The sequence below is a fragment of the Vibrio sp. AH4 genome (genome assembly GCF_030710545.1).
In the GTDB taxonomy this organism is placed as follows: Bacteria; Pseudomonadota; Gammaproteobacteria; order Enterobacterales; family Vibrionaceae; genus Vibrio; species Vibrio metoecus.
Genome location: NZ_JALAIV010000001.1, coordinates 2,091,698 through 2,114,498 on the forward strand (window position 1 = coordinate 2,091,698; position 22,801 = coordinate 2,114,498).

Annotated in this window: 18 protein-coding genes and 4 tRNA genes; 13 read left to right on the forward strand and 9 right to left on the reverse strand. The window is 47.8% G+C overall.

The annotated features are described in order from the left end of the window. The first annotated feature begins 58 nt into the window (after positions 1–58). On the forward strand, positions 59–2,080 hold the full coding sequence (locus MKA69_RS09830; RefSeq protein WP_305847935.1) for a PTS sugar transporter subunit IIC/EAL domain-containing protein: 2,022 nt from the start codon (positions 59–61) through the stop codon (positions 2,078–2,080). Here MKA69_RS09830 and MKA69_RS09835 read toward each other — a convergent pair. Beyond that, positions 2,052–4,415: a DNA polymerase II gene (locus MKA69_RS09835; protein WP_305847936.1), complete on the reverse strand. Its 2,364-nt coding sequence runs from the start codon at positions 4,413–4,415 to the stop codon at positions 2,052–2,054. The two genes, MKA69_RS09830 and MKA69_RS09835, sit on opposite strands and share 29 nt — an antisense overlap. Before the next feature lie 375 nt (positions 4,416–4,790). Here MKA69_RS09835 and uvrY point away from each other — a divergent pair, with 375 nt between their 5' ends. From uvrY to MKA69_RS09875, 8 genes are all read left to right on the forward strand, one after another. Next, entirely contained in the window at positions 4,791–5,435 is a 645-nt protein-coding gene (uvrY, locus tag MKA69_RS09840) for a UvrY/SirA/GacA family response regulator transcription factor (protein WP_001902713.1), read from the forward strand. After that, positions 5,435–7,267 (forward strand): excinuclease ABC subunit UvrC, encoded by a 1,833-nt coding sequence (gene uvrC / locus MKA69_RS09845; protein WP_305847937.1) that lies wholly within the window; start codon positions 5,435–5,437, stop codon positions 7,265–7,267. Before uvrY ends, uvrC begins: the two co-directional genes overlap by 1 nt. Positions 7,268–7,314: 47 nt before the next feature. Next, positions 7,315–7,872, forward strand: coding sequence for a CDP-diacylglycerol--glycerol-3-phosphate 3-phosphatidyltransferase (gene pgsA, locus MKA69_RS09850; RefSeq protein ID WP_001211977.1), 558 nt, complete (start codon positions 7,315–7,317; stop codon positions 7,870–7,872). Positions 7,873–8,128: 256 nt separating this feature from the next. Beyond that, positions 8,129–8,202, forward strand: a tRNA-Cys gene (locus tag MKA69_RS09855). Positions 8,203–8,204: 2 nt separating this feature from the next. After that, a tRNA-Gly gene (locus MKA69_RS09860) sits at positions 8,205–8,280 on the forward strand. Positions 8,281–8,344: 64 nt separating this feature from the next. Beyond that, positions 8,345–8,431 (forward strand) — tRNA-Leu (locus MKA69_RS09865). 10 nt (positions 8,432–8,441) lie between these two features. Further along, positions 8,442–8,517 (forward strand) — tRNA-Gly (locus tag MKA69_RS09870). Positions 8,518–8,735: 218 nt separating this feature from the next. Next, on the forward strand, positions 8,736–9,854 hold the full coding sequence (locus MKA69_RS09875; protein ID WP_055034428.1) for a GGDEF domain-containing protein: 1,119 nt from the start codon (positions 8,736–8,738) through the stop codon (positions 9,852–9,854). Here the strand turns inward: MKA69_RS09875 and MKA69_RS09880 are convergent. Then, positions 9,851–10,336 (reverse strand): GNAT family N-acetyltransferase, encoded by a 486-nt coding sequence (locus MKA69_RS09880; protein ID WP_000171437.1) that lies wholly within the window; start codon positions 10,334–10,336, stop codon positions 9,851–9,853. The genes MKA69_RS09875 and MKA69_RS09880 overlap by 4 nt on opposite strands. Before the next feature lie 290 nt (positions 10,337–10,626). Here MKA69_RS09880 and pheS point away from each other — a divergent pair, with 290 nt between their 5' ends. The 3 genes from pheS (at position 10,627) to ihfA (ending at position 14,757) form a co-directional block, all read left to right on the forward strand. Next, complete coding sequence (gene pheS / locus MKA69_RS09885) at positions 10,627–11,610, forward strand: phenylalanine--tRNA ligase subunit alpha (protein WP_001164217.1); 984 nt, start codon at positions 10,627–10,629, stop codon at positions 11,608–11,610. A 26-nt stretch (positions 11,611–11,636) separates the two neighbouring features. Further along, positions 11,637–14,024 carry a phenylalanine--tRNA ligase subunit beta gene (pheT, locus tag MKA69_RS09890; protein ID WP_305847938.1) on the forward strand — a complete coding sequence of 796 codons (2,388 nt, stop codon included), beginning with the start codon at positions 11,637–11,639 and terminating at the stop codon, positions 14,022–14,024. A 436-nt stretch (positions 14,025–14,460) separates the two neighbouring features. Then, positions 14,461–14,757 carry an integration host factor subunit alpha gene (gene ihfA, locus MKA69_RS09895; protein ID WP_001229255.1) on the forward strand — a complete coding sequence of 99 codons (297 nt, stop codon included), beginning with the start codon at positions 14,461–14,463 and terminating at the stop codon, positions 14,755–14,757. A gap of 242 nt (positions 14,758–14,999) precedes the next feature. Here the strand turns inward: ihfA and MKA69_RS09900 are convergent, their stop codons facing one another. After that, positions 15,000–15,779 (reverse strand): phosphoribosylglycinamide formyltransferase, encoded by a 780-nt coding sequence (locus MKA69_RS09900; RefSeq protein WP_000054951.1) that lies wholly within the window; start codon positions 15,777–15,779, stop codon positions 15,000–15,002. A 339-nt stretch (positions 15,780–16,118) separates the two neighbouring features. Between MKA69_RS09900 and MKA69_RS09905 the strand changes: the two genes are divergently transcribed. Next, a complete protein-coding gene (locus MKA69_RS09905) occupies positions 16,119–16,775 on the forward strand; it encodes a thiopurine S-methyltransferase (RefSeq protein WP_305847939.1) in 657 nt (218 codons plus the stop codon). A gap of 96 nt (positions 16,776–16,871) precedes the next feature. Here the strand turns inward: MKA69_RS09905 and purT are convergent, their stop codons facing one another. From purT to sbcB, 6 genes are all read right to left on the reverse strand, one after another. Continuing rightward, positions 16,872–18,047, reverse strand: coding sequence for a phosphoribosylglycinamide formyltransferase 2 (gene purT, locus MKA69_RS09910; protein ID WP_305847940.1), 1,176 nt, complete (start codon positions 18,045–18,047; stop codon positions 16,872–16,874). A 152-nt stretch (positions 18,048–18,199) separates the two neighbouring features. Further along, on the reverse strand, positions 18,200–19,075 hold the full coding sequence (locus tag MKA69_RS09915) for an AEC family transporter (RefSeq protein ID WP_055030742.1): 876 nt from the start codon (positions 19,073–19,075) through the stop codon (positions 18,200–18,202). Between the two features lie 158 nt (positions 19,076–19,233). Then, positions 19,234–20,121: a cytidine deaminase gene (cdd, locus tag MKA69_RS09920; RefSeq protein WP_305847941.1), complete on the reverse strand. Its 888-nt coding sequence runs from the start codon at positions 20,119–20,121 to the stop codon at positions 19,234–19,236. Positions 20,122–20,286: 165 nt separating this feature from the next. Beyond that, positions 20,287–20,964, reverse strand: a complete 678-nt coding sequence (locus MKA69_RS09925) for an LrgB family protein (RefSeq protein WP_055027176.1) — start codon at positions 20,962–20,964, stop codon at positions 20,287–20,289. Next, a complete protein-coding gene (locus MKA69_RS09930) occupies positions 20,955–21,329 on the reverse strand; it encodes a CidA/LrgA family protein (protein WP_032469900.1) in 375 nt (124 codons plus the stop codon). The genes MKA69_RS09925 and MKA69_RS09930 overlap by 10 nt, the downstream gene beginning before the upstream one ends. A 31-nt stretch (positions 21,330–21,360) precedes the next feature. Next, a complete protein-coding gene (sbcB, locus tag MKA69_RS09935; RefSeq protein ID WP_305847942.1) occupies positions 21,361–22,785 on the reverse strand; it encodes an exodeoxyribonuclease I in 1,425 nt (474 codons plus the stop codon). Positions 22,786–22,801: the final 16 nt, after the last annotated feature.

Here is a 22,801-nt window from a genome sequence, read left to right on the forward strand (position 1 = left end):
CCACCCCCCCACTAAAAAGACCGAGCTGGCCAATATTTCTCAATATCTGGTTTCGTCCATGCATTCAATTCGCGAAGGAATGGTATGGCTGATCCCCTGTTTAATGATCTCTTCCTTTGTGCTGTTTATTGCCAGTATGGGGGAGCTGTTTAGCGGTGCTCGCCCGGAATGGGTACTGGCGTTATACCGTGCCAACCAAGTGATCGCCGAAACGTTCCCTTATTTGATGACGGCGACCATTTCTTATCTTTTAGCGATGCATTGGCATTTACCACGCCCTCCGATTGCGCTACTGAGCATCGTTTACTTAGTGGTGTCATCGGCATCGGTCAGTATCGAATACAATCTGCCGACGTTTCAGATTGTCACGGCACTGATCACTCCTGTGTATGCTATTCCGTTGATTGCTTGGCTGATGCGTTACCCCGCATTGCATTTAACGCGTTCTAACAGCGCTGGCACGATTGTCCGAGAGTCGCTCAATCTGGTGCTGCCCGCTGCCTTGACCTCGATTGTGGTGGTGGCGATTAATTTAATTTTATTTGGCCCAGTGACGCGCCAAATCTTCGCGAGCTTAATGCATTTTGATTATGCCAATGACCCGTATTCCTTTGGCTTAACGTTCGCCAGCCTTAATTCCCTACTTTGGTTTTTCGGGGTACATGGTTATTACGCGTTACTACCTTTAGTGGAACGCTTACAAGAAGCGAGTCTGCTTTCTGAGTCCTACTTATTGATTGGGGAAAGTGCTCCGTATCCGATGAACCTGTCTTTTATGGGCACTTTTGTGTTTATTGGAGGCAGTGGTGCCACTTTCTCACTGGCGTTATCAATTTTGCTGTTTAGTAAACAAAAATCGATACGATTGCTTGCCTTAGCGAGTATTCCTATCGGGTTTATCAATGTGAATGAAATATTCCTATTTGGTTTGCCACTGATTTTGAATCCCAGATTATTTCTGCCTTTTTTGTTGGTACCAATGATGAACGTGGTGGTGTCTTTGTGGGCGGTCACGTCTGGATGGGTGGCATATCCTACGGTTTCCGTTCCGTTTAATAGTCCGATCTTTCTTAATGCGTGGATTGCGACGAATGGCGACTGGCACGCTTTGTTACTGCAACTGTTCAACATTTTTCTTGGTTGTGTTTTGTATCTGCCTTCGGTGTTACGACTCAATGAACAGTATGGCAAGCAGGTTATCCGTATTCCTTCGCTAGATACTATGTACACCCGTCGTCAAGAAGAAGCGGAACACTTGCAAGATGACCCGATTGCATTGGCGCAAAAACAAGAGCGTGAACAATTGAAGGTTGAGCAACAACTGCAAATGATGAGCAGCAAAGAGTTTTGCCTAGAGTATCAGCCGCAAGTTTGTCATCGCACTGGGCGAGTTATTGGATGTGAAGCTTTAATTCGAGCCAAAGATCAACAAGGTAATGTGTTATCCCCAGCCCTTTTTTTACCTTCGCTTGCCAAAGCGGGGCTGATGAAAGAAATGAACTTATGGGTAGTAAAGCAGGCGGTGCGGGATGTTCATAAACTCAACGCGTTGGGCGTTTACGTTCCCGTTAGTATTAACCTTACGGCGGATACCTTAGTTGATTTAACGGTGATGTCACGGATTGAAGAGATCATTCGTCCCGTCGCTGGGTTGATTCACATTGAGTTGACGGAAGAAAGTCTACTGGCTGATGAACAGCGTTTGACTTGGGTATTTAATCAGCTCCATCAACTCGGCGTTAAAATTTATATTGATGATTTTGGTACCGGTTACTCTTCGTTGAGCTATTTGCACCGTTTTGATGTCGATGGGATCAAGATTGACCGCTCCTTTGTGCTGGCTTTGGTCTCTGAAAAAGGCCGTAAAGTGTTTGCCAATTTGCAGTTGGTTGCCCATTCCCTTGAGCTTGAAACCGTCGTCGAAGGGGTCGAAACCCAAGAGCAATTAGACGCGATGGGAGATGAATACCCTTTCTCAGTACAAGGCTGGTTCTATAGTAAATCTCTCACTCGTGAACATTTAGTGGCATTCGTGCAAGAACGTAATATGCTCAAAACAACCCCAGCTGAGGTGCAATAAGTTCGTCAAAGTGTTTGCCGATAAAAGGCAAAATAGCGTCTGCGACTGGTTTGAGTTGCTTGTCGATGTAATGCTGATAATCCATTGGACTTTTGGAATATTCTTTGGGTTCGGGTCCATTCACGGTGATCAAATATTCAATGCTGCCACGGTACTGGTACTGTAGTGGCCTTCCGAGTTTGGCATTAATTTCATCCGCCATTCTGGCTGCGCGCACTTGCGGCGGCACATTCTTTTGGTATTCATGCAACCGTCGGCGTAGGCGCTTTTGATACACCAATTGCTCATCCAATTGACCTGCTAATGTCTGTTCTACGATAGTTCGAATATAGGATTCTGGATCCTGTCCGTGGAAAATCAATTGATACAACTGATGTTGAAAACGTTGCGCGAGCGGTGTCCAATCGGTGCGTGCGCTTTCCAAACCTTTAAAAATCAGCTGTTCATTGTCCCCCTCTCCTTTTAAACCGGCATAGCGCTTTTTGGAGCCCGTTTCTGAGCCGCGAATAGTTGGCATCAGGAATCGGCGATAGTGGGTTTCGTATTCCAGCTCCAAAATCGACGTTAGCGCATACTCTTGTTGGAGGTGATCTGTCCACCATTGATTGATTTCGCTCACCAAAGTGTGACCAATTTTATCTGCATCTTGCTGAGAGAACGGCCCACCCAGCGCAACGAAAGTTGAGTCTGTATCGCCATAAATCACTTGATAGCCGCGCGCTTCAATCAATTGTTTTGTTTGGATCATGATTTCATGGCCGCGCATGGTAATGCTCGATGCCAATCGCGCATCAAAAAAGCGGCAGCCTGATGATCCAAGCACGCCATAAAACGAGTTCATGATGATTTTGATCGCTTGCGAAAAAGCCTTTTCTTGGTTGCGTTTGGCTTCATCGCGCGCTGCCCATAGCTTTTCGATCATCTCAGGTAAAAAGTGTTTGGTGCGATGAAATTGACCGCCGCGAAAGCCCGGAACCGCGTGATCAGCTTGTTTGCCTATTGGCAGTTTTAAACCTTCAATCAGCCCAAGTGGATCAATCAAAAACGAGCGAATAATTGAAGGGTAGAGGCTTTTAAAATCGAGCACGAGTACCGAGTCATACAGCCCCGGAATCGAATCCATCACGTAACCACCGGGACTGGCTACCCAGTTTTCTGGTTGTAAATTCGGTGCCACATACCCTGCACGGTGCAGTTGCGGCAGATACAAATTGGTAAACGCGGCAACAGAGCCACCAATGCGGTCTAACTCGACACCTGTTAAACGCGAACGCTGAATGGCGAAATCGAGCAGATGAGTTATGGCAAAAATTTTATTCACAAGCACGCAGTCTTGCAGGTTGTAACGAGCGAGCGAGGGTTTATCGTGGCGAAACATTTGGTTAATTTCGTCCATCCGGTCATGCACGTTATGAATCGCTTTTCCTTCGCCGAGTAGCTCTTGCGAGACCGACTCCAAAGACCATGAACGAAAATGATAAGTTGCGGTTTTTAGGGTATCGATACCATCGAGCACCACACGTCCGGGAATGCTGATAAAACCTTGCTGTGTTTGGCTCGCCGTGCGGAAGAAGCTCGGTTGCTGAGCTCGGCCAATGGTGAGTTTCAGTTTGTGGAATTCCGCACGCTTATGCAGCAGCCGGAAATCGAAATCCACCACACTCCAACCTATAATCACATCGGGGTCAAACTGCTCAAACCATGCGATAAGCGCCTTGAGTAACTGATATTCATCTTCGACCCATTGAATTGGCGTCTCCGCAGGTTCCGCTTGGCCGATCATAATCACTCGGCTGTCCATCGGGCTATCCAAACCAATGGAGTAGAGTAGTCCTTTTTCGGAGCATTCGATGTCTAGCGACACCATATTCAGCGTCGGTAGGTAATCACCTTGGCGACATTTGGCTTGCTGAACTTGGCGATAATGGCCGAAATCGGTGATCTGACCGGTAAATTCGATGCTACCTTGGATAAAGCGCTCCATCAGAAAACGGTCAGCCAAACGGATATCGGCCTCGAACGTTAAAATGTCCGCGTGAGCCAGTTTTTCCGCTAAGGTTTGGCTATCTCGAATGGTGGTGGTGTAACAAGCAGTGAGGGCTTGGCCTTGGAAGCTGTGTAGGGCGAGGGGTGAGAGCGAAAGCTGCAAGGCCAGTGGCGCTGCAATAGATTCAGTCTCTGAGCAAGCCGATTGTTCAATAAAAAACACAGGGCGCTCACCGCGTATGATCAGTTGCGTAGGGCCTGAAGGTGTGGCAAGCCAAAGTTCAATTTGGGTTTGTCCTGCCACATCACGAGCATGACGTGTTAATACAAACCCTTGTTCAATCTTCAATCTGACTCACCTTTATAGACACTCATACAGTTTTGCGCAGGCACATTATACTGATCGTGAAGCTGATTACATCGCATTGTGATTTGTGTCGGCAGATAAGGCCAATCATCGGATCAAGACAATTGAAAACATACGGTGAAAATGAGTGAAAACATTCACCAAAGCTTTCAATTGGTCGAATATGATTTTCATTAACTTATTGATTTTTATGTGCCACATGTGCGATTCGACACTTTGAAAAATAAGTGCTTGCTAAAGTGTAGGTTTCAGATCATATTCACGAGAGAAAAGTTGCCCGCGTTGGTTGGGGTAACTTCGCTGTAATCCACTGTCTCGGTGGGTGCAGAGCCAATAGATAAGTGTGGAGATACAAGTTTGATTAGTGTTTTCCTTGTAGATGATCACGAGCTGGTTCGCACAGGGATACGACGTATTATTGAAGACGTCCGTGGAATGAAAGTAGCAGGGGAAGCTGACAGCGGTGAAGAAGCAGTAAAATGGTGTCGTGCGAACCATGCAGACGTCATTTTAATGGATATGAACATGCCGGGTATTGGTGGCTTAGAGGCAACCAAGAAGCTGTTACGTGTTAATCCGGACATTAAAATTATCGTATTGACGGTACATACCGAAAATCCGTTCCCAACCAAAGTGATGCAAGCGGGTGCTGCGGGTTATCTCACTAAGGGTGCGGCACCGGATGAAATGGTCAATGCAATCCGTATCGTTCACAGTGGTCAGCGTTATATTTCTCCAGAAATTGCGCAGCAAATGGCGTTGAGCCAGTTTTCGCCAGCGTCTGAAAATCCTTTTGCTGACCTGTCCGAACGCGAATTACAGATCATGCTGATGATCACGAAAGGTCAGAAGGTGACGGACATTTCTGAACAGCTCAGTCTGAGTCCGAAAACCGTTAACAGCTACCGCTACCGTTTGTTCGCCAAGCTGAATATCAACGGTGATGTGGAATTAACCCACTTAGCTATCCGACACGGGATCTTAGATACTGAGAAGTTATAGTGTCGACACAGTTTGATTCTGCCCCCTTTCTTAAGACAGTCACCAACCAGCCCGGCGTGTACCGTATGTACAACGCTGAGGCTGAAGTGATTTATGTCGGTAAAGCCAAAGACCTCAAAAAGCGTCTAACCAGCTATTTTCGCAAGAATCTGGACAGCGAAAAAACCAAAGCTCTGGTAAGCAACATCGCCAAGATTGACGTGACGGTCACTCACACCGAAACGGAAGCACTGATCCTTGAGCACAATTACATCAAGCAGTATCTGCCTAAGTACAACGTGCTACTGCGTGATGATAAGTCTTACCCCTATATATTCTTAAGTGCGCACAAGCACCCGCGACTTTCCTCACATCGTGGTACTAAAAAACGCCGTGGTGAATATTTCGGGCCTTATCCGGATTCGGGGGCGGTGCGTGAAACCCTGCATTTGATTCAAAAGATATTCCCAGTTCGCCAGTGTGAAGATACGGTGTACAGCAACCGTACTCGTCCTTGCTTGATGTATCAGATTGGGCGTTGTGCCGGACCTTGTGTTAAAGGGTTGATTTCTGACGAAGGCTATCAAGAGATCGTCCATTACCTGCGCCTTTTTCTGCAAGGCAAAGACAATCAAGTATTGTCGATTCTGGTTGAGAAAATGGAGCAGGCGAGCCGTGAGCTGCGCTTTGAAGATGCCGCCAAAGCGCGTGACCAAATTCAAGCCATTCGCCGCGTACAAGAGCAGCAGTTTGTGTCGGACGACAGTTTGGAAGACTTGGATGTGCTCGGGTTTGCGCAAGAAAATGGCATTGCTTGCATCCATATTTTGATGATCCGCCAAGGTAAAGTGCTGGGCAGTCGTAGCCATTTCCCGAAAATTCCAAGTGACACCTCGCAGGTCGAAGTGTTTGAGAGCTTTTTAAGCCAATATTATTTGAGTCACAGTGAAGCTCGCAGTATTCCGGCACGGATTATTTTAAATCGAGGATTGACCGAAGAAACCGAGGCGCTACAAACCGCGATCAGTGAACTTGCAGGGCGTAAAGTCACTTTTCATGTCAATCCGACCGGGACGCGTGGACGTTATTTGAGGCTCGCCAATACCAACGCCTTGACGGCGATCACCACCAAAATCAATCACAAAATGACGATTGGTCAACGTTTCAAAGCCCTGCAAGAAGAGCTCGGCATGGATACGATTACCCGCATGGAGTGTTTTGATATTTCACATACCATGGGCGAGAGTACTATCGCCTCTTGTGTGGTGTTTAACCAAGAAGGTCCGTTAAAGCAGGAGTATCGGCGTTACAACATCACGGGTATCACGGGTGGGGATGATTATGCCGCAATGGCACAGGTTTTGGAGCGCCGTTACAGCAAGCAGCTTGATAGCAGTAAAATTCCCGACATTATTTTTATTGATGGCGGCAAAGGGCAGCTCAATCGTGCCTACGAAATCATTTCGTCATGCTGGCAAGATTGGCCCAAATACCCAAGAATTATAGGTATTGCAAAAGGGGTGACACGAAAACCCGGTTTAGAAACACTGATCACCATTGATGGTGACGAGTTCCATTTACCGAGTGATGCGCCTGCGTTGCACTTGATTCAACATATCCGTGATGAAAGCCATAACCATGCGATTGCAGGACACCGAGCGCAGCGCGGAAAAACCCGTCGTACCAGTACGCTTGAGGGGATTGAAGGCGTGGGGCCAAAACGGCGTCAAGCGCTACTCAAATATTTGGGTGGTATGCAGGAATTGAAACGTGCATCTGTTGAAGAAATCGCCAAAGTGCCGGGGATTAGTCACGCGTTGGCAGAAATCATTTATCAAGCATTGAAACAATAAGAAAAATACAGCAACATTAACGCGCCATCGAAAAGAGCCTATATATTATGCGTTTCAACATTCCTAACCTTCTCTCCCTGCTCAGATTATTTCTGATCCCTGTTTTTGTAGTGACCTTTTATCTTCCTTTTGAATGGGCTCCCTTTGTCGCCGCGATGGTGTTCTGGGTCGCAGGATTCACCGATTGGTTAGATGGAATGTTGGCGCGCAAATTAGGCCAAACTTCGCGTTTTGGCGCGTTTATTGACCCAGTGGCCGATAAAGTGTTGGTAGCTACGGCGCTGATTCTGATCACCGAACATTACCACAGTATCTGGATCACCATTCCGGCGGTGACCATGATCGCCCGTGAAATCATCATTTCTGCTCTGCGGGAATGGATGGCAGAAATTGGCAAACGAGCCAGCGTTGCGGTGTCTTGGGTGGGAAAAGTGAAAACCCTGACCCAAATGTTTGCACTCTGGGTTCTCATCTGGCGTTATGACGACTGGATGATTTGGCTTGGTTATATTTCTATCTATGTGGCAACAGTGCTGACGTATTGGTCAATGGTGCAATATCTCGCTGCGGCGAAAGACGATTTACTGAATGAAGAACATCACTAGAAAACGGGCGAAAGCCCGTTTTTTTATCGTTGGACGATAGGGGTGTTGGATAAAAGATTGAGCTTGAGATCCAGTTATCTCCATAAAAACGCGGCTTTTTTTGCTAATAAAGTGAGCAAATATCGAGTTTTTGCACGTTAAATAGTCAAACGATTAGAAAGGCAAAAAAATTGTGTTGACTCAATACCTCGAATGCGTAGAATGCATTCCCGTAGTCAGGCAGTCAGCGAAACAAGCAAGTGCCTGAGGTTACAGAGGCGCGTTGGCAGAGTGGCCATGCAGCGGATTGCAAATCCGTGAACCTCGGTTCGACTCCGGGACGCGCCTCCATTGCGACACTAGCTCAGTTGGTAGAGCGCAACCTTGCCAAGGTTGAGGTCACGAGTTCGAACCTCGTGTGTCGCTCCAAATTAAATGATATGGCGTTAAGCGGTATCACAAGATGGTGTCTTCCATCGCAAAGATTTTGCGTGCCCTGGTGGTGAAATCGGTAGACACAAGGGATTTAAAATCCCTCGACTTTCGAGTCGTGCCGGTTCAAGTCCGGCCCGGGGCACCATCTCCATTTCGCGACACTAGCTCAGTTGGTAGAGCGCAACCTTGCCAAGGTTGAGGTCACGAGTTCGAACCTCGTGTGTCGCTCCAAATCAAAACCCCGCTCATTGAGCGGGGTTTTTGTATTTCAGAACCCTATTCATCAATGTTCGGTGCGATTTTTCTTCGATTTAATTAGCATTTGCTAACGTTTTCCTGTTTTTATGAGTTGAATCACGTCGGTTGCTCCGTGTCCAGTTACAATTGCCCTAAATTTACTAAGGGTTATCCGTGATTGAGTTGTACACGCTAGAGAGATGAGTGCGAGCATGCAATCGTTCAAATGGGATCAATACTTCGAAACAGGGTTGGATGAGGTTGATGAGCAGCACCAATATTTGGTGAATATTGTCAATCGCTATAGCTCTCTGTTGGCTGAAAATCACGTCTCGCTAGAAGAGATCCGTCTCGCGTTATTCGAGCTGTCCCGCTATTCCGAATATCATTTCAAAGAAGAAGAAAAGCTGATGCGTGAGGTCGGCATTTCCGATCGTCATCTTGAAGAGCACATTCAGGTTCATCGCACTTTTATGTCTGAAGTGTTCAGCATGCAAGCTTTCATCCATGATGTGGATGACCGTTCAGCCGTTCAGCTATTGGAGTTTTTGATCCATTGGTTGGCGTACCACATCTTAGGTATCGATCAGAATATGGCGCGACAAGTGATTGCGATTCGCTCTGGCATGAGTGCCGAAGAAGCCTACGCTAAAGAGGAGCGAGAGAAAAATGCCGCGACGGAGCCATTACTCAATGCCCTTAATGCGTTATTTGATCAAGTCTCTGAACGTAATCGAGAACTCGTCAAACTCAATCAATCACTGGAAGAAAAAGTGATTGAGCGCACTCAACAGCTTTACCAAGTCAATCGTCAGCTCGAAGCACTGTCGATGACCGACAGCCTGACAGGCTTACCTAATCGACGTAAAGCCATGCGTCAGCTCGTACTGCATTGGAGCCTTGCTCAAGATAATCGTCAGCCTTTCGCTTGTGTGATGGTGGATGTTGATGGCTTCAAAGCGGTGAATGACCTCTATGGACATGATGTGGGAGATAGAGTTTTGACTACGTTGGCACACACACTGAGGGATCACTTCCGTAGTGATGATCTGGTTTGTCGCTTAGGTGGTGATGAGTTTTTGGTGCTTTGTCCTGAAACGAATACATTAGGCGCAGTCCATATTGCTCAAGCAGTTTGTCACGCGATTCAACAACATGTGATCTCGATTGAAGGCAACCTATGTTGGCAAGGTAGTGTTAGCATGGGCGTCGCAGAATTCGACCCCAAAATGAAGGATCATCATGAATTACTGCGCGCGGCCGATCAGGCGGTTTACCTAGCCAAACATGGTGGTAAAAATCGTGTTTGTTCTTTTAATTCGGTAGCTTAGTCGAGCGATTTCAACATCCATACGTCGCAGCCATTATGTTCAGTGCCTGCCATGGGCTGTGTTAAGTGCTGAAAACCAAGTTGTTGGTAAAGTTTAATGGCTTGGGTCATGCTGGCCAGTGTATCCAGATAACATTCTGAATAACCTTGCTGTTTCGCAAAATTCAAACAATGTTCACTGAGCGCTCGCCCAACGCCATGTCCACGGCTGGCGGGGAGCAGAAACAGTTTTTTCAGTTCACACAGCTCCGTATGGTGAGCAAAAGGGGCAATGCCGCCACCGCCAACCACTTTGCCATCTAAAAGTGCAACAAAATATGCGCTACGATCTTGCTCACGATAATGTTGACTCATGGCGAGCACTTCGGCATCTGAAGGGCCAAACCCTTCACCAATCGCGCCAAATTCAGCGCCGACGCTTTGAATAATCTGGCAAATAGCAGCATCAAATTCCGGTTGGATAGGGACAATTTCCAGTGTCATGGCGATTCCTTGTGACTGTTTTTACGACGACGGAGCGTGTTTTTTAGCATGCTCAAGCAAGTTGTCAATCCACCCACTCGGATAAAGGGTTTTTCAAGTGCATGAATAATGCACCAATAATGCATACACGATGGATTTCAATTTGGCTTTAATCCTCGCTTTCGGTACTATGTACAGCTATTTGAAAACCCCAAGAATCCCTTACGGTAACACTATTGGCGGTCTTACGACTTCCAAAGAAACCTACTCGGGCTCCTAAAGGAAACTGCTGATTGGCAGACGAGGAAACGATGCAACATCTACAAGAGATTATTGCTAATGCGACCGCGGCGATTAACGCTGCAGAGTCGCTCGTCGCACTGGATGAAGTGCGTGTTCAGTATCTGGGCAAAAAAGGTGAACTGACGGTTCAACTGCAAAGCCTCGGTAAACTACCGCCGGAAGAGCGCCGTACTGCTGGCCAAGAAATTAACGTTGCGAAAGAAGCGGTGCAAAAAGCGCTAGCCGAGCGTAAAGATGCGTTGCAAAGTGCGGAACTGGAAGCCAAATTAGCGGCTGAAACCATTGATGTGACTCTGCCGGGTCGCCGTATCGAAAATGGTGGTTTGCACCCAGTGACTCGTACTATCGAACGTATTGAAAGCTTCTTTGGTGAGCTTGGCTTTACTGTAGAGTCTGGCCCTGAAATCGAAGATGATTTCCATAACTTCGATGCTCTGAACATTGCCGCAGATCACCCTGCGCGTACCGATCACGATACTTTCTTCTTCAATCCGAAGCTGATGTTGCGTACTCACACCTCTGGCGTGCAAATCCGTACTCTGGAAGAGCGTCAACCGCCACTGCGTTTCATCGCGCCGGGTCGTGTTTACCGTAACGACTACGACCAAACGCATACCCCAATGTTCCACCAAGTGGAAGGTATGCTGGTTGATGAAAACGTTAACTTCGCACAGCTGAAAGGCATCCTACATGACTTCTTGTGCAACTTCTTTGAAGAAGATTTGGAAGTGCGTTTCCGTCCGTCTTACTTCCCGTTCACTGAGCCTTCAGCGGAAGTGGATGTGAAAGGCAAAAACGGCAAATGGCTAGAAGTGCTAGGCTGCGGCATGGTGCACCCCAATGTACTGCGCAGCGTAGGCATCGACCCTGAGAAATACTCAGGCTTCGCGTTTGGTATGGGCGTTGAGCGTTTAACTATGCTCCGCTACGGCGTGAATGACCTGCGTGCATTCTTCGAAAACGATCTGCGTTTCCTAAAACAGTTCAAGTAATTCAGGGTTCCCAAGAGGTATATACAATGAAATTCAGCGAATCATGGCTTCGTGAGTGGGTTAACCCAACAATTACCACTGACGAATTAACCCACCAAATTACAATGGCGGGTCTGGAAGTGGATGACGTACTGGCTGTGGCTGGTGTGTTCGATGGCGTAAAAGTGGGGCTGGTGGTTGAGTGTGCTCAACACCCAGATGCTGACAAACTGCGCGTAACCAAAGTGGATGTAGGCGAAGAAGAGCTTCTGGACATCGTGTGCGGTGCTGCCAACTGTCGTCAAGGCCTGAAAGTTGCGGTTGCAACGGTAGGCGCAACGCTGCCAGGCGATTTCAAAATTAAGAAAGCCAAACTGCGTGGCCAACCGTCACACGGTATGCTGTGCTCGTTTTCTGAGCTAGGTATTGATGTTGAATCGAACGGCATCATGGAACTGGCTGAAAACGCACCGATTGGTATGGATTTCCGCGATTTTCTGTCACTGAACGATGTGACTATCGATGTCGATCTGACGTCTAACCGCGCGGACTGTTTCAGCATCCGTGGTCTGGCTCGTGAAGTGGGCGTACTGAACCGTGCGGACGTGACGGCTCCTGCAGTGAATGCCATTGCAGCAACCATCAATGATACGATTGCGATTGACGTGAAAGCGCCAGCGGCGTGTCCACGTTACCTTGGTCGTATCGTGAAGAACGTGAACGTTCAAGCGCAAACCCCACTGTGGATGCAAGAAAAACTGCGTCGTTGTGGGATCCGCTCTATCGATCCGGTGGTTGATATCACTAACTTCGTGATGCTGGAACAAGGTCAGCCGATGCACGCGTTTGATCTGGCGAAGATTGAAGGCGGAATCGTGGTTCGTCTGGCTGAGCAAGATGAAAAACTGACTCTGCTTGATGGTTCAGAAGCCAAATTGAACGCAGATACGCTAGTGATTGCTGATCAACAAAAAGCGCTGGCGATTGCCGGTGTGTTTGGTGGTGAGCATTCTGGTGTCAGCACTGACACTAAAGATGTATTGCTAGAGTGTGCTTTCTTCGCGCCAGACCATATTCGTGGTCGTGCACGTAGCTACGGCCTGCATACGGATTCTTCCATGCGTTTTGAACGTGGTGTGGACTATGCTCTGCAACACGCAGCGATGGAGCGCGCTACACAGCTGTTAGTTGAGATCTGTGGTGGTGAAGTTGCACCAGTGGTAGCAGCAGAATCCGTCGCCGATTTACCAAAACCAAACCAAGTGACACTGCGTCGTAGCAAACTCGACAAGCTGCTGGGTCATGCGATTCCTGATGCGGATGTGGTAGAAATTCTTGAGCGTCTGGGCATGCAAGTGGCGACTATCGCAGAAGGCTGGCAAGCGACTGCGCCAACATGGCGTTTTGATATTGCTATCGAGCAAGATTTGGTGGAAGAAGTAGGCCGCATCTACGGTTACAACAACATTCCTAACCAAGCGCCTGTCGCAGCGTTGAACATGAACCTGCACAATGAAGCGAAACTACCACTGAAGCGTGTTCGCGATCTGCTGGTTGACCGTGGTTACCATGAAGCGATTACTTACAGCTTTGTTGAGCCTGAGCAGCAAAAACTGGTTGTACCGGGTGTTGATGCACTGATCCTGCCAAACCCAATTTCAGCTGAAATGTCGGCGATGCGTTTGAGCCTGATCCAAGGTTTGCTCAATACTGTGGTTCATAACCAAAAGCGTCAGCAACCTCGTGTTCGTCTGTTTGAATATGGTCTGCGCTTTATCCCTGATGCAGCAGCAGAAAATGGCATGCGCCAAGAGCCAATGCTAGCGGGTGTGATTTCTGGCGCTCGTGGTGAAGAGCACTGGAATATGGAAACGGCAACCGTTGATTTCTTCGATATGAAGGGCGATCTGGAAGCGGTTCTTGAACTGACAGCCAAAGGCAAAGCATACAGCTTTGCGGCCACTAAGCACCCAGCACTGCATCCTGGCCAAGCGGCAGCGATTGTGGTTGATGGTAAAGCGATTGGTGTGATTGGTACCGTTCACCCAGAGCTTGAGCGCAAGTTTGGCCTCAATGGCCGCACTATCGTGTTCGAGATCGAGTGGAATGCGATCAACACACGCGTGATCCCAGAAGCCGCCGCGATTTCTAAGTTCCCAGCCAACCGTCGTGATATCGCTTTGGTGGTTGATGGCAATATTGCTTCTGGCGACATCGTTGAAGCATGCCGTGTTGCGGGTGGCGAGCTACTGAAAGACGCGAAACTGTTTGACGTTTACGTCGGTAAAGGTGTTGAAGAAGGTAAGAAGAGTCTAGCGATTGCACTGACTCTTCAATCTGTTGAACGCACGCTTGAAGAGGCTGATATCGCAGCAGCGGTAGAGGCGATTGTGCAGGCAGTCTCTGCACAATATGGTGCGGCTCTGCGCGACTAAGCCAGAGAGCACCTCGCTTCAAGTCAGATGATAACAGGCTCCTCGGAGCCTGTTTTTTATGATTTGAATGTGGAACTAGGCCAACAACTCTCTGATTTTTAGATGAAACTAAGAAAAAATTTTTGGCGTATCGAAAAAAATTATCTACGCTAAATAGTGATGAGGATCTGAAAATCATTTTAGTGACAATGATGTAAATAACTAAAAATTCAGATTTTTTTCCTCTTGTTCTCCAAGAGAAAGTGAGTGATTTTTAAAGAGAGCTGTAAATCATAACGTTTTGAATCGCTTAGTGAGCAATAAAAAAGTTGGCGAAAATCAGACGGTTGGCATACACTTTCATTGTTCGGCTGTTAGGTTGTTGATTGGTCGAACAAAAATTGCTTTGGCGCTGCCAACCAGCAGCAAGGTTTAACTTAGCTTTGAGGGAAGTTTTATGGCGCTCACAAAGGCCGAATTGGCTGAAGCCCTGTTCGAAAAGCTCGGCATGAGCAAGCGGGATGCCAAGGATACGGTTGAAGTGTTTTTTGAAGAAATTCGCAAAGCACTCGAAAGTGGCGAACAGGTAAAACTCTCTGGTTTTGGTAATTTTGACCTACGAGATAAGAATCAACGTCCGGGTCGAAACCCAAAAACGGGTGAGGATATTCCTATTACCGCTCGACGTGTCGTAACGTTCCGCCCAGGGCAAAAATTGAAAGCCCGAGTCGAGAACATCAAAGTCGAAAAATAAGACCGAGCAATAGACCACGCCCATAAGCGTGGTCTTTTTGCTTTTATCCCCTTCCTGCTTATCGCTGCGACAGTGTTCGTTGTGTTCTTTTCCGCCAACCATATAGCCTGTTTACCCATACTCTGTTTATTCACATGAGATGAAGTTGATTGCAGCCTATCAGTAATACATATCGTTGGATGGATGGCGTGGTTAACATTTGAAAGCGCAGCCTGAGCGTTAGGCGGCTGCGCTTGTATGTTTTAAGCGGCTTGAATGTGGGTTGTGATGTAAGGCTGCCAAGCTTGTTGGTAGAGATCTCGTGACGTTGAGCGTATCTTGGCAATTTGAGCCAATTCCCATTCGCTTAAAGCACGCTGCTCTTGGCGAGCGGTACGCTCAATATTTTGTATTTGCTCATACAGTTGATGCTCAGCACCACTTTTGACTTCAGCAATCGCGGCTAAATGAAACTGAACTTCCGCGATGATTTTAGTTTTAGGCAGTTGAACTAATACGTTGAGATCGCGATACCCCGACTCCGCAGGATTCTTGAAGCGGTTCTTCACTTTTACAATGGTTGCTTCTCGGTTCAAGGTTTCGTAAGCGGTCACCAGGCTCGCCACATCATGGGCAACAATAGTCGCGCGTGCTAAATCCGTAATACGTTCCGCTTGTCCATCCAGTTCCAACGCCACTTTTTCTAATGCACGTTGGTGAGATTTGGCTCCGGCGAAATACGCTTGAGTGCCTGTAAGTAGGGCGGTGCTCTTACACAAGGTTTCTAATTCGATTTGGGCTTGGTGCGCTTTACTGTAGAGCACGTCAAAATCTTGGTAGGGCTGGGTGATGGGAGCGTTCTGGCTAGAAATGCCGTACAAACCACTTAAGCTGTGACGAAACAGTTTAGAGCTGACTTCATTTTGTCGTGACTCTTCACGATTATCTTCTGTTGAACTTGAGATTAATGGAACGGCTGCCATAACGGGAGCACGGCTTAACAGCAATAGCATCAGTGCTGTGGTACGTAGCAATAGACTCATTCACTCTCCTTAGCTTGCGCTGTAGGGTCAAAAAGTGGACCTAGAAGGCGTTTCCTGACAGTGCAATTCAAGTTGGTTCAATGTGTTCAATTCCATTCACTATGATCAATGGGGACGCCGATTGCTGTTTCCAATCAAATCCACCGCGACACTTTGTAAGAATTTGTTATCCATCACATAACATCGACATAGAGTCAGACTGCGTCTTTTAAGCGGAGTTCCATCTCCACGCGTAAGTAAATGTAACGGTATAGAGGCCATCAATGGGACAAATTCGTGCTACCGAAAATGGGGCAGATCCGCTACTCTTGGCTGTTCTCAAAAAGACAGGAGTAAGAGATGCGAGACCCTGAATTCTGGCATAACAAATGGGCAGCGAATCAGATTGGTTTTCATCTGGAAGATGTGAATCCGTTGCTGATCCGTTTTTGGGGAGAAACCATGCCGGAACGTGATGATAAAGTTCTCGTTCCTTTATGTGGGAAGAGTGAAGACCTCATCTGGTTGGCCAATCAGCATGACAGTGTGCAAGGGGTTGAATTAAGCCAAATTGCGGTACGTTCTTTCTTTGCCGAGCATTTTTATACCCCGACGGTGACACGACTCAATGCGCAACATGAGTTGTGTCAGTTTGATGAGCTAACCATTTTTACCGGCGATTTTTTCACGGCTCCTGTTGAATCAGTGGACTTGGTTTATGATCGTGCGGCGCTAGTAGCATTGCCGAAAGAGATGCGTGCAGAGTATGCGCAGCGTTTACTACAACTGCTTAAACCGGGTGGACGAATTTTGCTAGTCAGCATGGATTATGTGCAAACTGAGTTGCCGGGGCCTCCATTCTCGGTACCTGAAGCCGAAATCCGCACCTTGTTTACCGATTGTGAGATTCGCCGAGTTTACCAAGATACCAGCATCGATCCGCATCTGAATAAGCGGACCCCCGCGGGCTTAAGCCGCTTTGCTGAAGAAGTTTGGGTAATTGAAAAAGGCGAGTGAGCTTTACACGAGGTTTGGCTCTGTTGAGAGTGAAAAAGCGCGCTGAAAGAGCGCGCTTTTTGTTGATGTTCATGCCTTATAGAGCGATGAGCATGATTAATAATGGATCTTCACGGCTTTTGCACACTCAATCGCACGCTCAGTCGCTTCTTGCGTGGTTTTGCCACGGCTTAATGCAACACCTAAGCGACGACGACCCGCGATATCGGGCTTGCCAAATAAGCGTACTTGGGTGTGAGGAATGCTTAGGGCGTCATCAAGCCCACTGAACTGGATATTCTGTGATTGGCCTTGGCCGAGGATCGCCGCAGAAGCTGATGGGCCATATTGCACGATTTGACCAATCGGTAGTCCGGTAAACGCGCGCACATGCAAAGCGAATTCAGAGAGCTCTTGAGAAATGAGCGTGACCATGCCGGTATCGTGTGGACGAGGGGAAACTTCATTGAAGATGACCTTGTCACCTTTCACAAACAGTTCAACCCCAAACAAGCCGTATCCGCCAAGCGCGTTAACAACTTGCTCTGCCACGTATTCAGCCGCTTTGATGGCATTCTCTGACATCACTTGCGGTTGCCATGACTCACGGTAATCACCATCTTCTTGGCGATGGCCAATTGGGGCGCAGAAATGTACGCCATCCACCGCGCGCACGGTCAGCAGTGTGATTTCGTAATCAAAGTCCACGAAACCTTCCACAATCACTCGGCCTGCGCCACTGCGTCCACCTTGTTGAGCATATTGCCAAGCCGCTTCAATCTGCTCTGGCGTGCGAATAACACTTTGACCCTTGCCTGATGAACTCATGACAGGCTTACACACACAAGGTAAACCAATCGTTTCTACCGCCGTGGCAAAGCTTTCGTAGCTGTCTGCAAATTGGTATGGCGACGTTGGCAAGCCTAGCTCTTCAGCGGCTAAACGACGAATGCCTTCACGGTTCATGGTTAGGCGAGTCGCATTAGCGGTAGGCACAACATTCAAGCCTTGCGCTTCTAATTCAACCAGTTTGCTGGTAGCAATTGCTTCAATCTCGGGTACGACAAAGTGAGGCTTTTCTAAATCAATCACTTGCTGCAGAGCATCGGCGTCGAGCATGTCAAACACATGGCTGCGATGGGCAACCTGCATGGCAGGCGCATCGGCGTAACGATCACAGGCGATCACTTCGAGGCCAAGACGTTGGCATTCAATCGCCACTTCTTTACCGAGCTCACCAGAACCAAGCAAAAGCACTCGCGTTGCGTTATCCCGAGTCGCTGTCCCAAACATAGACAATCCTTATAGTTATTCAGTCAACATTAGCAAAAAACAGCGGCCATGATACTGGAACAAAGCACAAAAGAAAACGTTTGCTTCCCGCTATAGCCCGTCAGATTAGCTCTTATTGACGTCAAGTTGATGACAGTTTTATGGCGGAAAAATTAGAGTGAAAGCGCGATAAACAGCAAGATAGGCAGGCTCAATAAGCTGAAGAAATTACCAAACAGCACCATAGCGGCAACTTGCGTGGGCTCGATGTGATAACGCTCGGCAAACAGGTAGTTCATCACCGCCGGCGGCAGCATGGTAAACAGCACCATCATTTGCAGTTGTAGAGGGGGCAGGGGAATGAAAAGATAAATCACCACAAACGCACAAGCGCCAGTAAGTAAAGATTGCATCGTAGAAATGATGCCCACTTTCAGGCCCTCTAAGCGCAGATTGATCATTTGCGATCCGAGTGAAAGCAGCATCACCGGAACGGCGGCTTGCCCGAGTAAAGCGGTGGCGTTGTATAAGGGAGACCAGACAGAGACTCCGCTCAGATTGAGCAGTAAAGCCAGCGAAGAGGCTAAGAATACTGGAGCGCTCAACACGGTTTTTAACACGCTACCTTTGCTGAGCATGGCAACGCCTAAGCTAATGTGCAGACACATTGAGACGACGAATAGCAGTACGGCGGAGGGGAGTGCGGTTTCGCCAAATGCATAAGTAAAAAGTGGAATCGCTAAGTTGCCGCTATTACGAAACATGTGCAGCGGAGCCCATGTTTTAAATGACCAGCCGCCCAAACGGCACGCGATGAGCATCAAAAGACCGGGTAATAATACGGCCACCAAAGCGGCGAGAAGTAGCGGTGTTTGCTGCGTATCCAATGGCATACTGACCAGTGAGGAAAATACCAAGGCCGGTACAAAGGCATCCATATTGATACGATTGATTGGGCGAAAATCTGGCTTGAGCCAAAGCCCAATCAGATAACCAATCAGCACCAAGCTGATGACCGGAAAAAGTATCGCAACGATTTGTTCGAACATAGCTTGCGAGAGATGCGTGTAAAAAGCGCAAATTATCAGGCTTTATTCAGAACGTCATGGTAGGTGATGGAAAAATGTGCGCACGACAGCTTTCGCAAGCGGTTTAGCAAAAGTGTTGGTACAAAAAAGTGAAGAGGCCAGCGGCCTCTTCATTCGGTTTACAGTGAGAGATAAGAAAGTGGGATATCGGGATTGATCACTTCCAGCGTTGCTTGAGTATCGGCAAGATGGCTGATTTTGCCGGTTGCACTCTCTACCAGAGCGGCGGCTTCAATATCCTCGAATGATTCACCCATCATCATCGCTTGTGCTAAGGCCACTTGTAGCGGTGGCAAGCTTGGGTTAAATGCAGCATTTTCGGCATACGCGCCAAGGTAAACTGCACCACTGCGCATTTTCAGTGCAACCCCACTGAAGTTTTGGGTATAAGGTGAATGGCTGATGTTCATCGCACGCAGAGCTTGTTGGATCAACTCTTCATCATCGTTAGTGGTTTTACCATGATTGACTGGGCTCATCAGGCCTGAATCAATACCGAGATCGGCAGGGCCAAACGATTCGGGTAGATACTCTTGTAAGCTTTTTGCTGCACGTTTTGGAAGCTGGATTCTCAGCGAAGAGGCGGTGGTCAGTTCATTCATAAACTGACGGCAATGACCACAAGGGCTAAAGTTGATGGTGATATCGGCAACCCCCTTCTCACCTTTCATCCAAGCATGGCTGATGGCACATTGCTCCGCGTGAACGGTTTGACCTAATTGCGCACCAGTGAATTCCATATTTGCACCAAGGTAGAGGCGACCAGTCAGGCCACGCACAATGGCTCCAACATAAAATTCAGAGATAGGAGCAAAAGAGTAAGCAGCGGCAAGCGGCAGGAGTGCAACGCGCAGATCGGCATCGTGAAGTCCGGAAAGGGTCAATAATTGCTGGTATTGCTCGGCAGAGAAAGTAGCATCGAAATCCTTGGCTAGCACCAATTCGCGTAAGAATGGGGCAAAAGAGGCGGGCATTTGTTGTAATGCTTGTTCAACACGGTTTCTCATAGTGATTCCTTTTCGTGGCATGGAAGCCTATTTTAGGGAATAAGGGATTTTATATGGTGATAGAAATCACATTAAGAGGTGCAAATTAATTTTGTGTTTCATTATTAGAGTGACGTCACACATGATATCGATTGCAAACGTATCACATGTGACATCACTCGAAGGCTACCCGTGTAGCCAGAGGGCAAAGGCAAATAACGTCGGCGCTAACACAGAAGTAATTACCCCGCAAACCACAAGGGCAAGGGAGCTAAAGGCGGCATCACGCGGATCTTTTTCGGCACAGGTTGCGGTACCGAGTGCGTGAGAGACGGTTCCCATAGTTAAGCCACGCGCAATTGGGTGGGTGATATTCAGCAGCTTGTAAATGGGGTAGGCGAGTATTGCGCCAAAAAGTCCCACTAACAGCACCAAAATAGCCGCGATAGCCGGTTCTCCACCTAACTGACTCGCGACTTCCATAGCAATTGGGGTCGTCACGGATTTGCCCATCAAGGCGGCGATCAAGGGAATATCTGCTCCCGTGGCCACCGCAATCAAACTGGCTGTGATCATCGACATCACACTGCCCACGCCACACGCTAAAGCGATAAGGCGCCAGTTGGCACGAATTTGCGGTAGCTGTTCATAGAGTGGGTAAGCCAGGGCAACCACGGCAGGTTGCAGTAAGTAACTGAGCCATTGATTATCGGCATAGTAGGTTTCAAAAGGCACTTTCAGATAGGTTAGCAACGGGATCAGTATGCCAATACTGATTAATAATGGGTTGGCTAATGGTGTCTTGCATTTTTGTGCAAGCCAACGCGCTGCGAAAAACACCAGAAGAGTGATGATCAACCACATGACTTTTTTCCCTTCTTGAGCATTCGATCCAGTATCAGACCCAGCGTAACCATGACCACTAAAGTTCCGCCGATAGCGCTGGCGAGGATCGGTGCGAGGTTAGCCAGTAGGGTATCGAAATGCACCATCAATCCGACGCTAATAGGGACAAACAGTAAAATCATGTAGCGGATAAACAAAGTGGCACTCGGTTTGACCCATTCGACAGGCACTAAACCGCTAGCCAGCAAGCCAAACAAAATCAGTAAACCAATAATGCTGCCGGGAATGGCAATACCTAGCCAAGTTTGTAAATTAATGCCCGCCAAAAGACAGAGAAAAATCAGTCCCATAGAGACACAATATTGAGCTATTTTTTTTATCATCAATAAAATCAGCAAGTAAAAATAAACGATGTTAGCAAGCGAGTTTTTCCACGTAATGGTAGACGGATTTTAAAATCGCCATTTTCTTTGGATCAGCTTGATGTTCATGCACCAGATTTTCCAAATTCAACATATAGCTTTCCAGATTGCGCTCGAAATACTCACGACAATGCGCCGCCCAACGCCGTTGTTCGGCATCGGTTAAGGTATGTGGATAATGGCGTGCGCGGTAGCGAAAGAGAAGTGGTTCAATCCGTTTATCTGCTACTTTTATGTCAAGGTTTCCGAGGTTCTCCGGTTCAGTGGTTCGAATAATATCCATCGCTGCGCGATCGGCCGGAGAGAAAAAACCATCATACAATTGGCTATCTACGTTGTTTTCCTTGGCAAACTCACGTTCTTGACTGAATACGGAGACTAGCTTTTCACGAATTTGTGGGTGCTGACGAATCACATTCAAGTGCGCGAGACACTGTTCGCGGTCAATACCAATCTTTTGTGCATTTTCTGCGGTCAAGGTTTTGGCCGGAGCCAGAATAGGACATTTGTTGAGATGCACTAACTTCACAGGGATCGGCAGTTCATCGGGTGCTAAATCTTCATAACGTGTATAGAGGCGCGCTTGCAATGCTTCTGCATCCAGTTCCAGCAGGGGCTGAGGGTCTTTACCCAAATCCACCACAATGACCGCATTTTGGTTGGTAGGATGCCAAGCGATTGGCACAATCCAACTGGTATAGTGACGTTCGCGTCCCAGCATGCCAGAAACATGCATCAATGGGGTTTGGTTCACGATATCAATCAGCTCCGTCAGCTTGCGTTTGTGGCGCATGTTGAAGAAGTAATCAAACAGTTTCGGTTGCGCTGCTTTGATTTTTTTCGCCAGTTCAATCGTGGCAATCACATCGGCCATCGCATCGTGCGCGTTGCTGTGCTCAATGCCGTTGGCAACAGAAAGACGTTCTAGCTTGAAGCTGGTAAAACCATCTTCATTCTCTGGCCATTCCATGCCTTCAGGGCGCAGAGCATGACAAGCGCGGATCACATCCAGTAGATCCCAACGTGAATTGCCGTGTTGCCAGCTCCAGGCATACGGGTCGATAAAGTTGCGATAACAGGTGTAGCGCGTTACTTCATCATCAAAACGAATGCTGTTGTAGCCTAGGCTGGTGGTCTTAGGAGTGGAAAGCTCGGCATGAATACGGGCGATAAATTCTGGTTCTGGCAAGCCGAGGCTATTCGCCTTTTGCGGGGTAATGCCGGTGATCAGTGCCGCTTCAGGCGCAGGTAAATAATCATTTGGCAATTGGCAATAGATGACCAGCGGCTCACCAATAATGTTGAAATCCATATCGGTACGAACACCCGCAAACTGACTTGGACGATCTTTGGCGGGATTGACTCCCCAAGTCTCGTAGTCGAAAAAGAAAAAAGTGGGCTGGTGTTCTTGCTGCATGTGGCCTTACCAAATC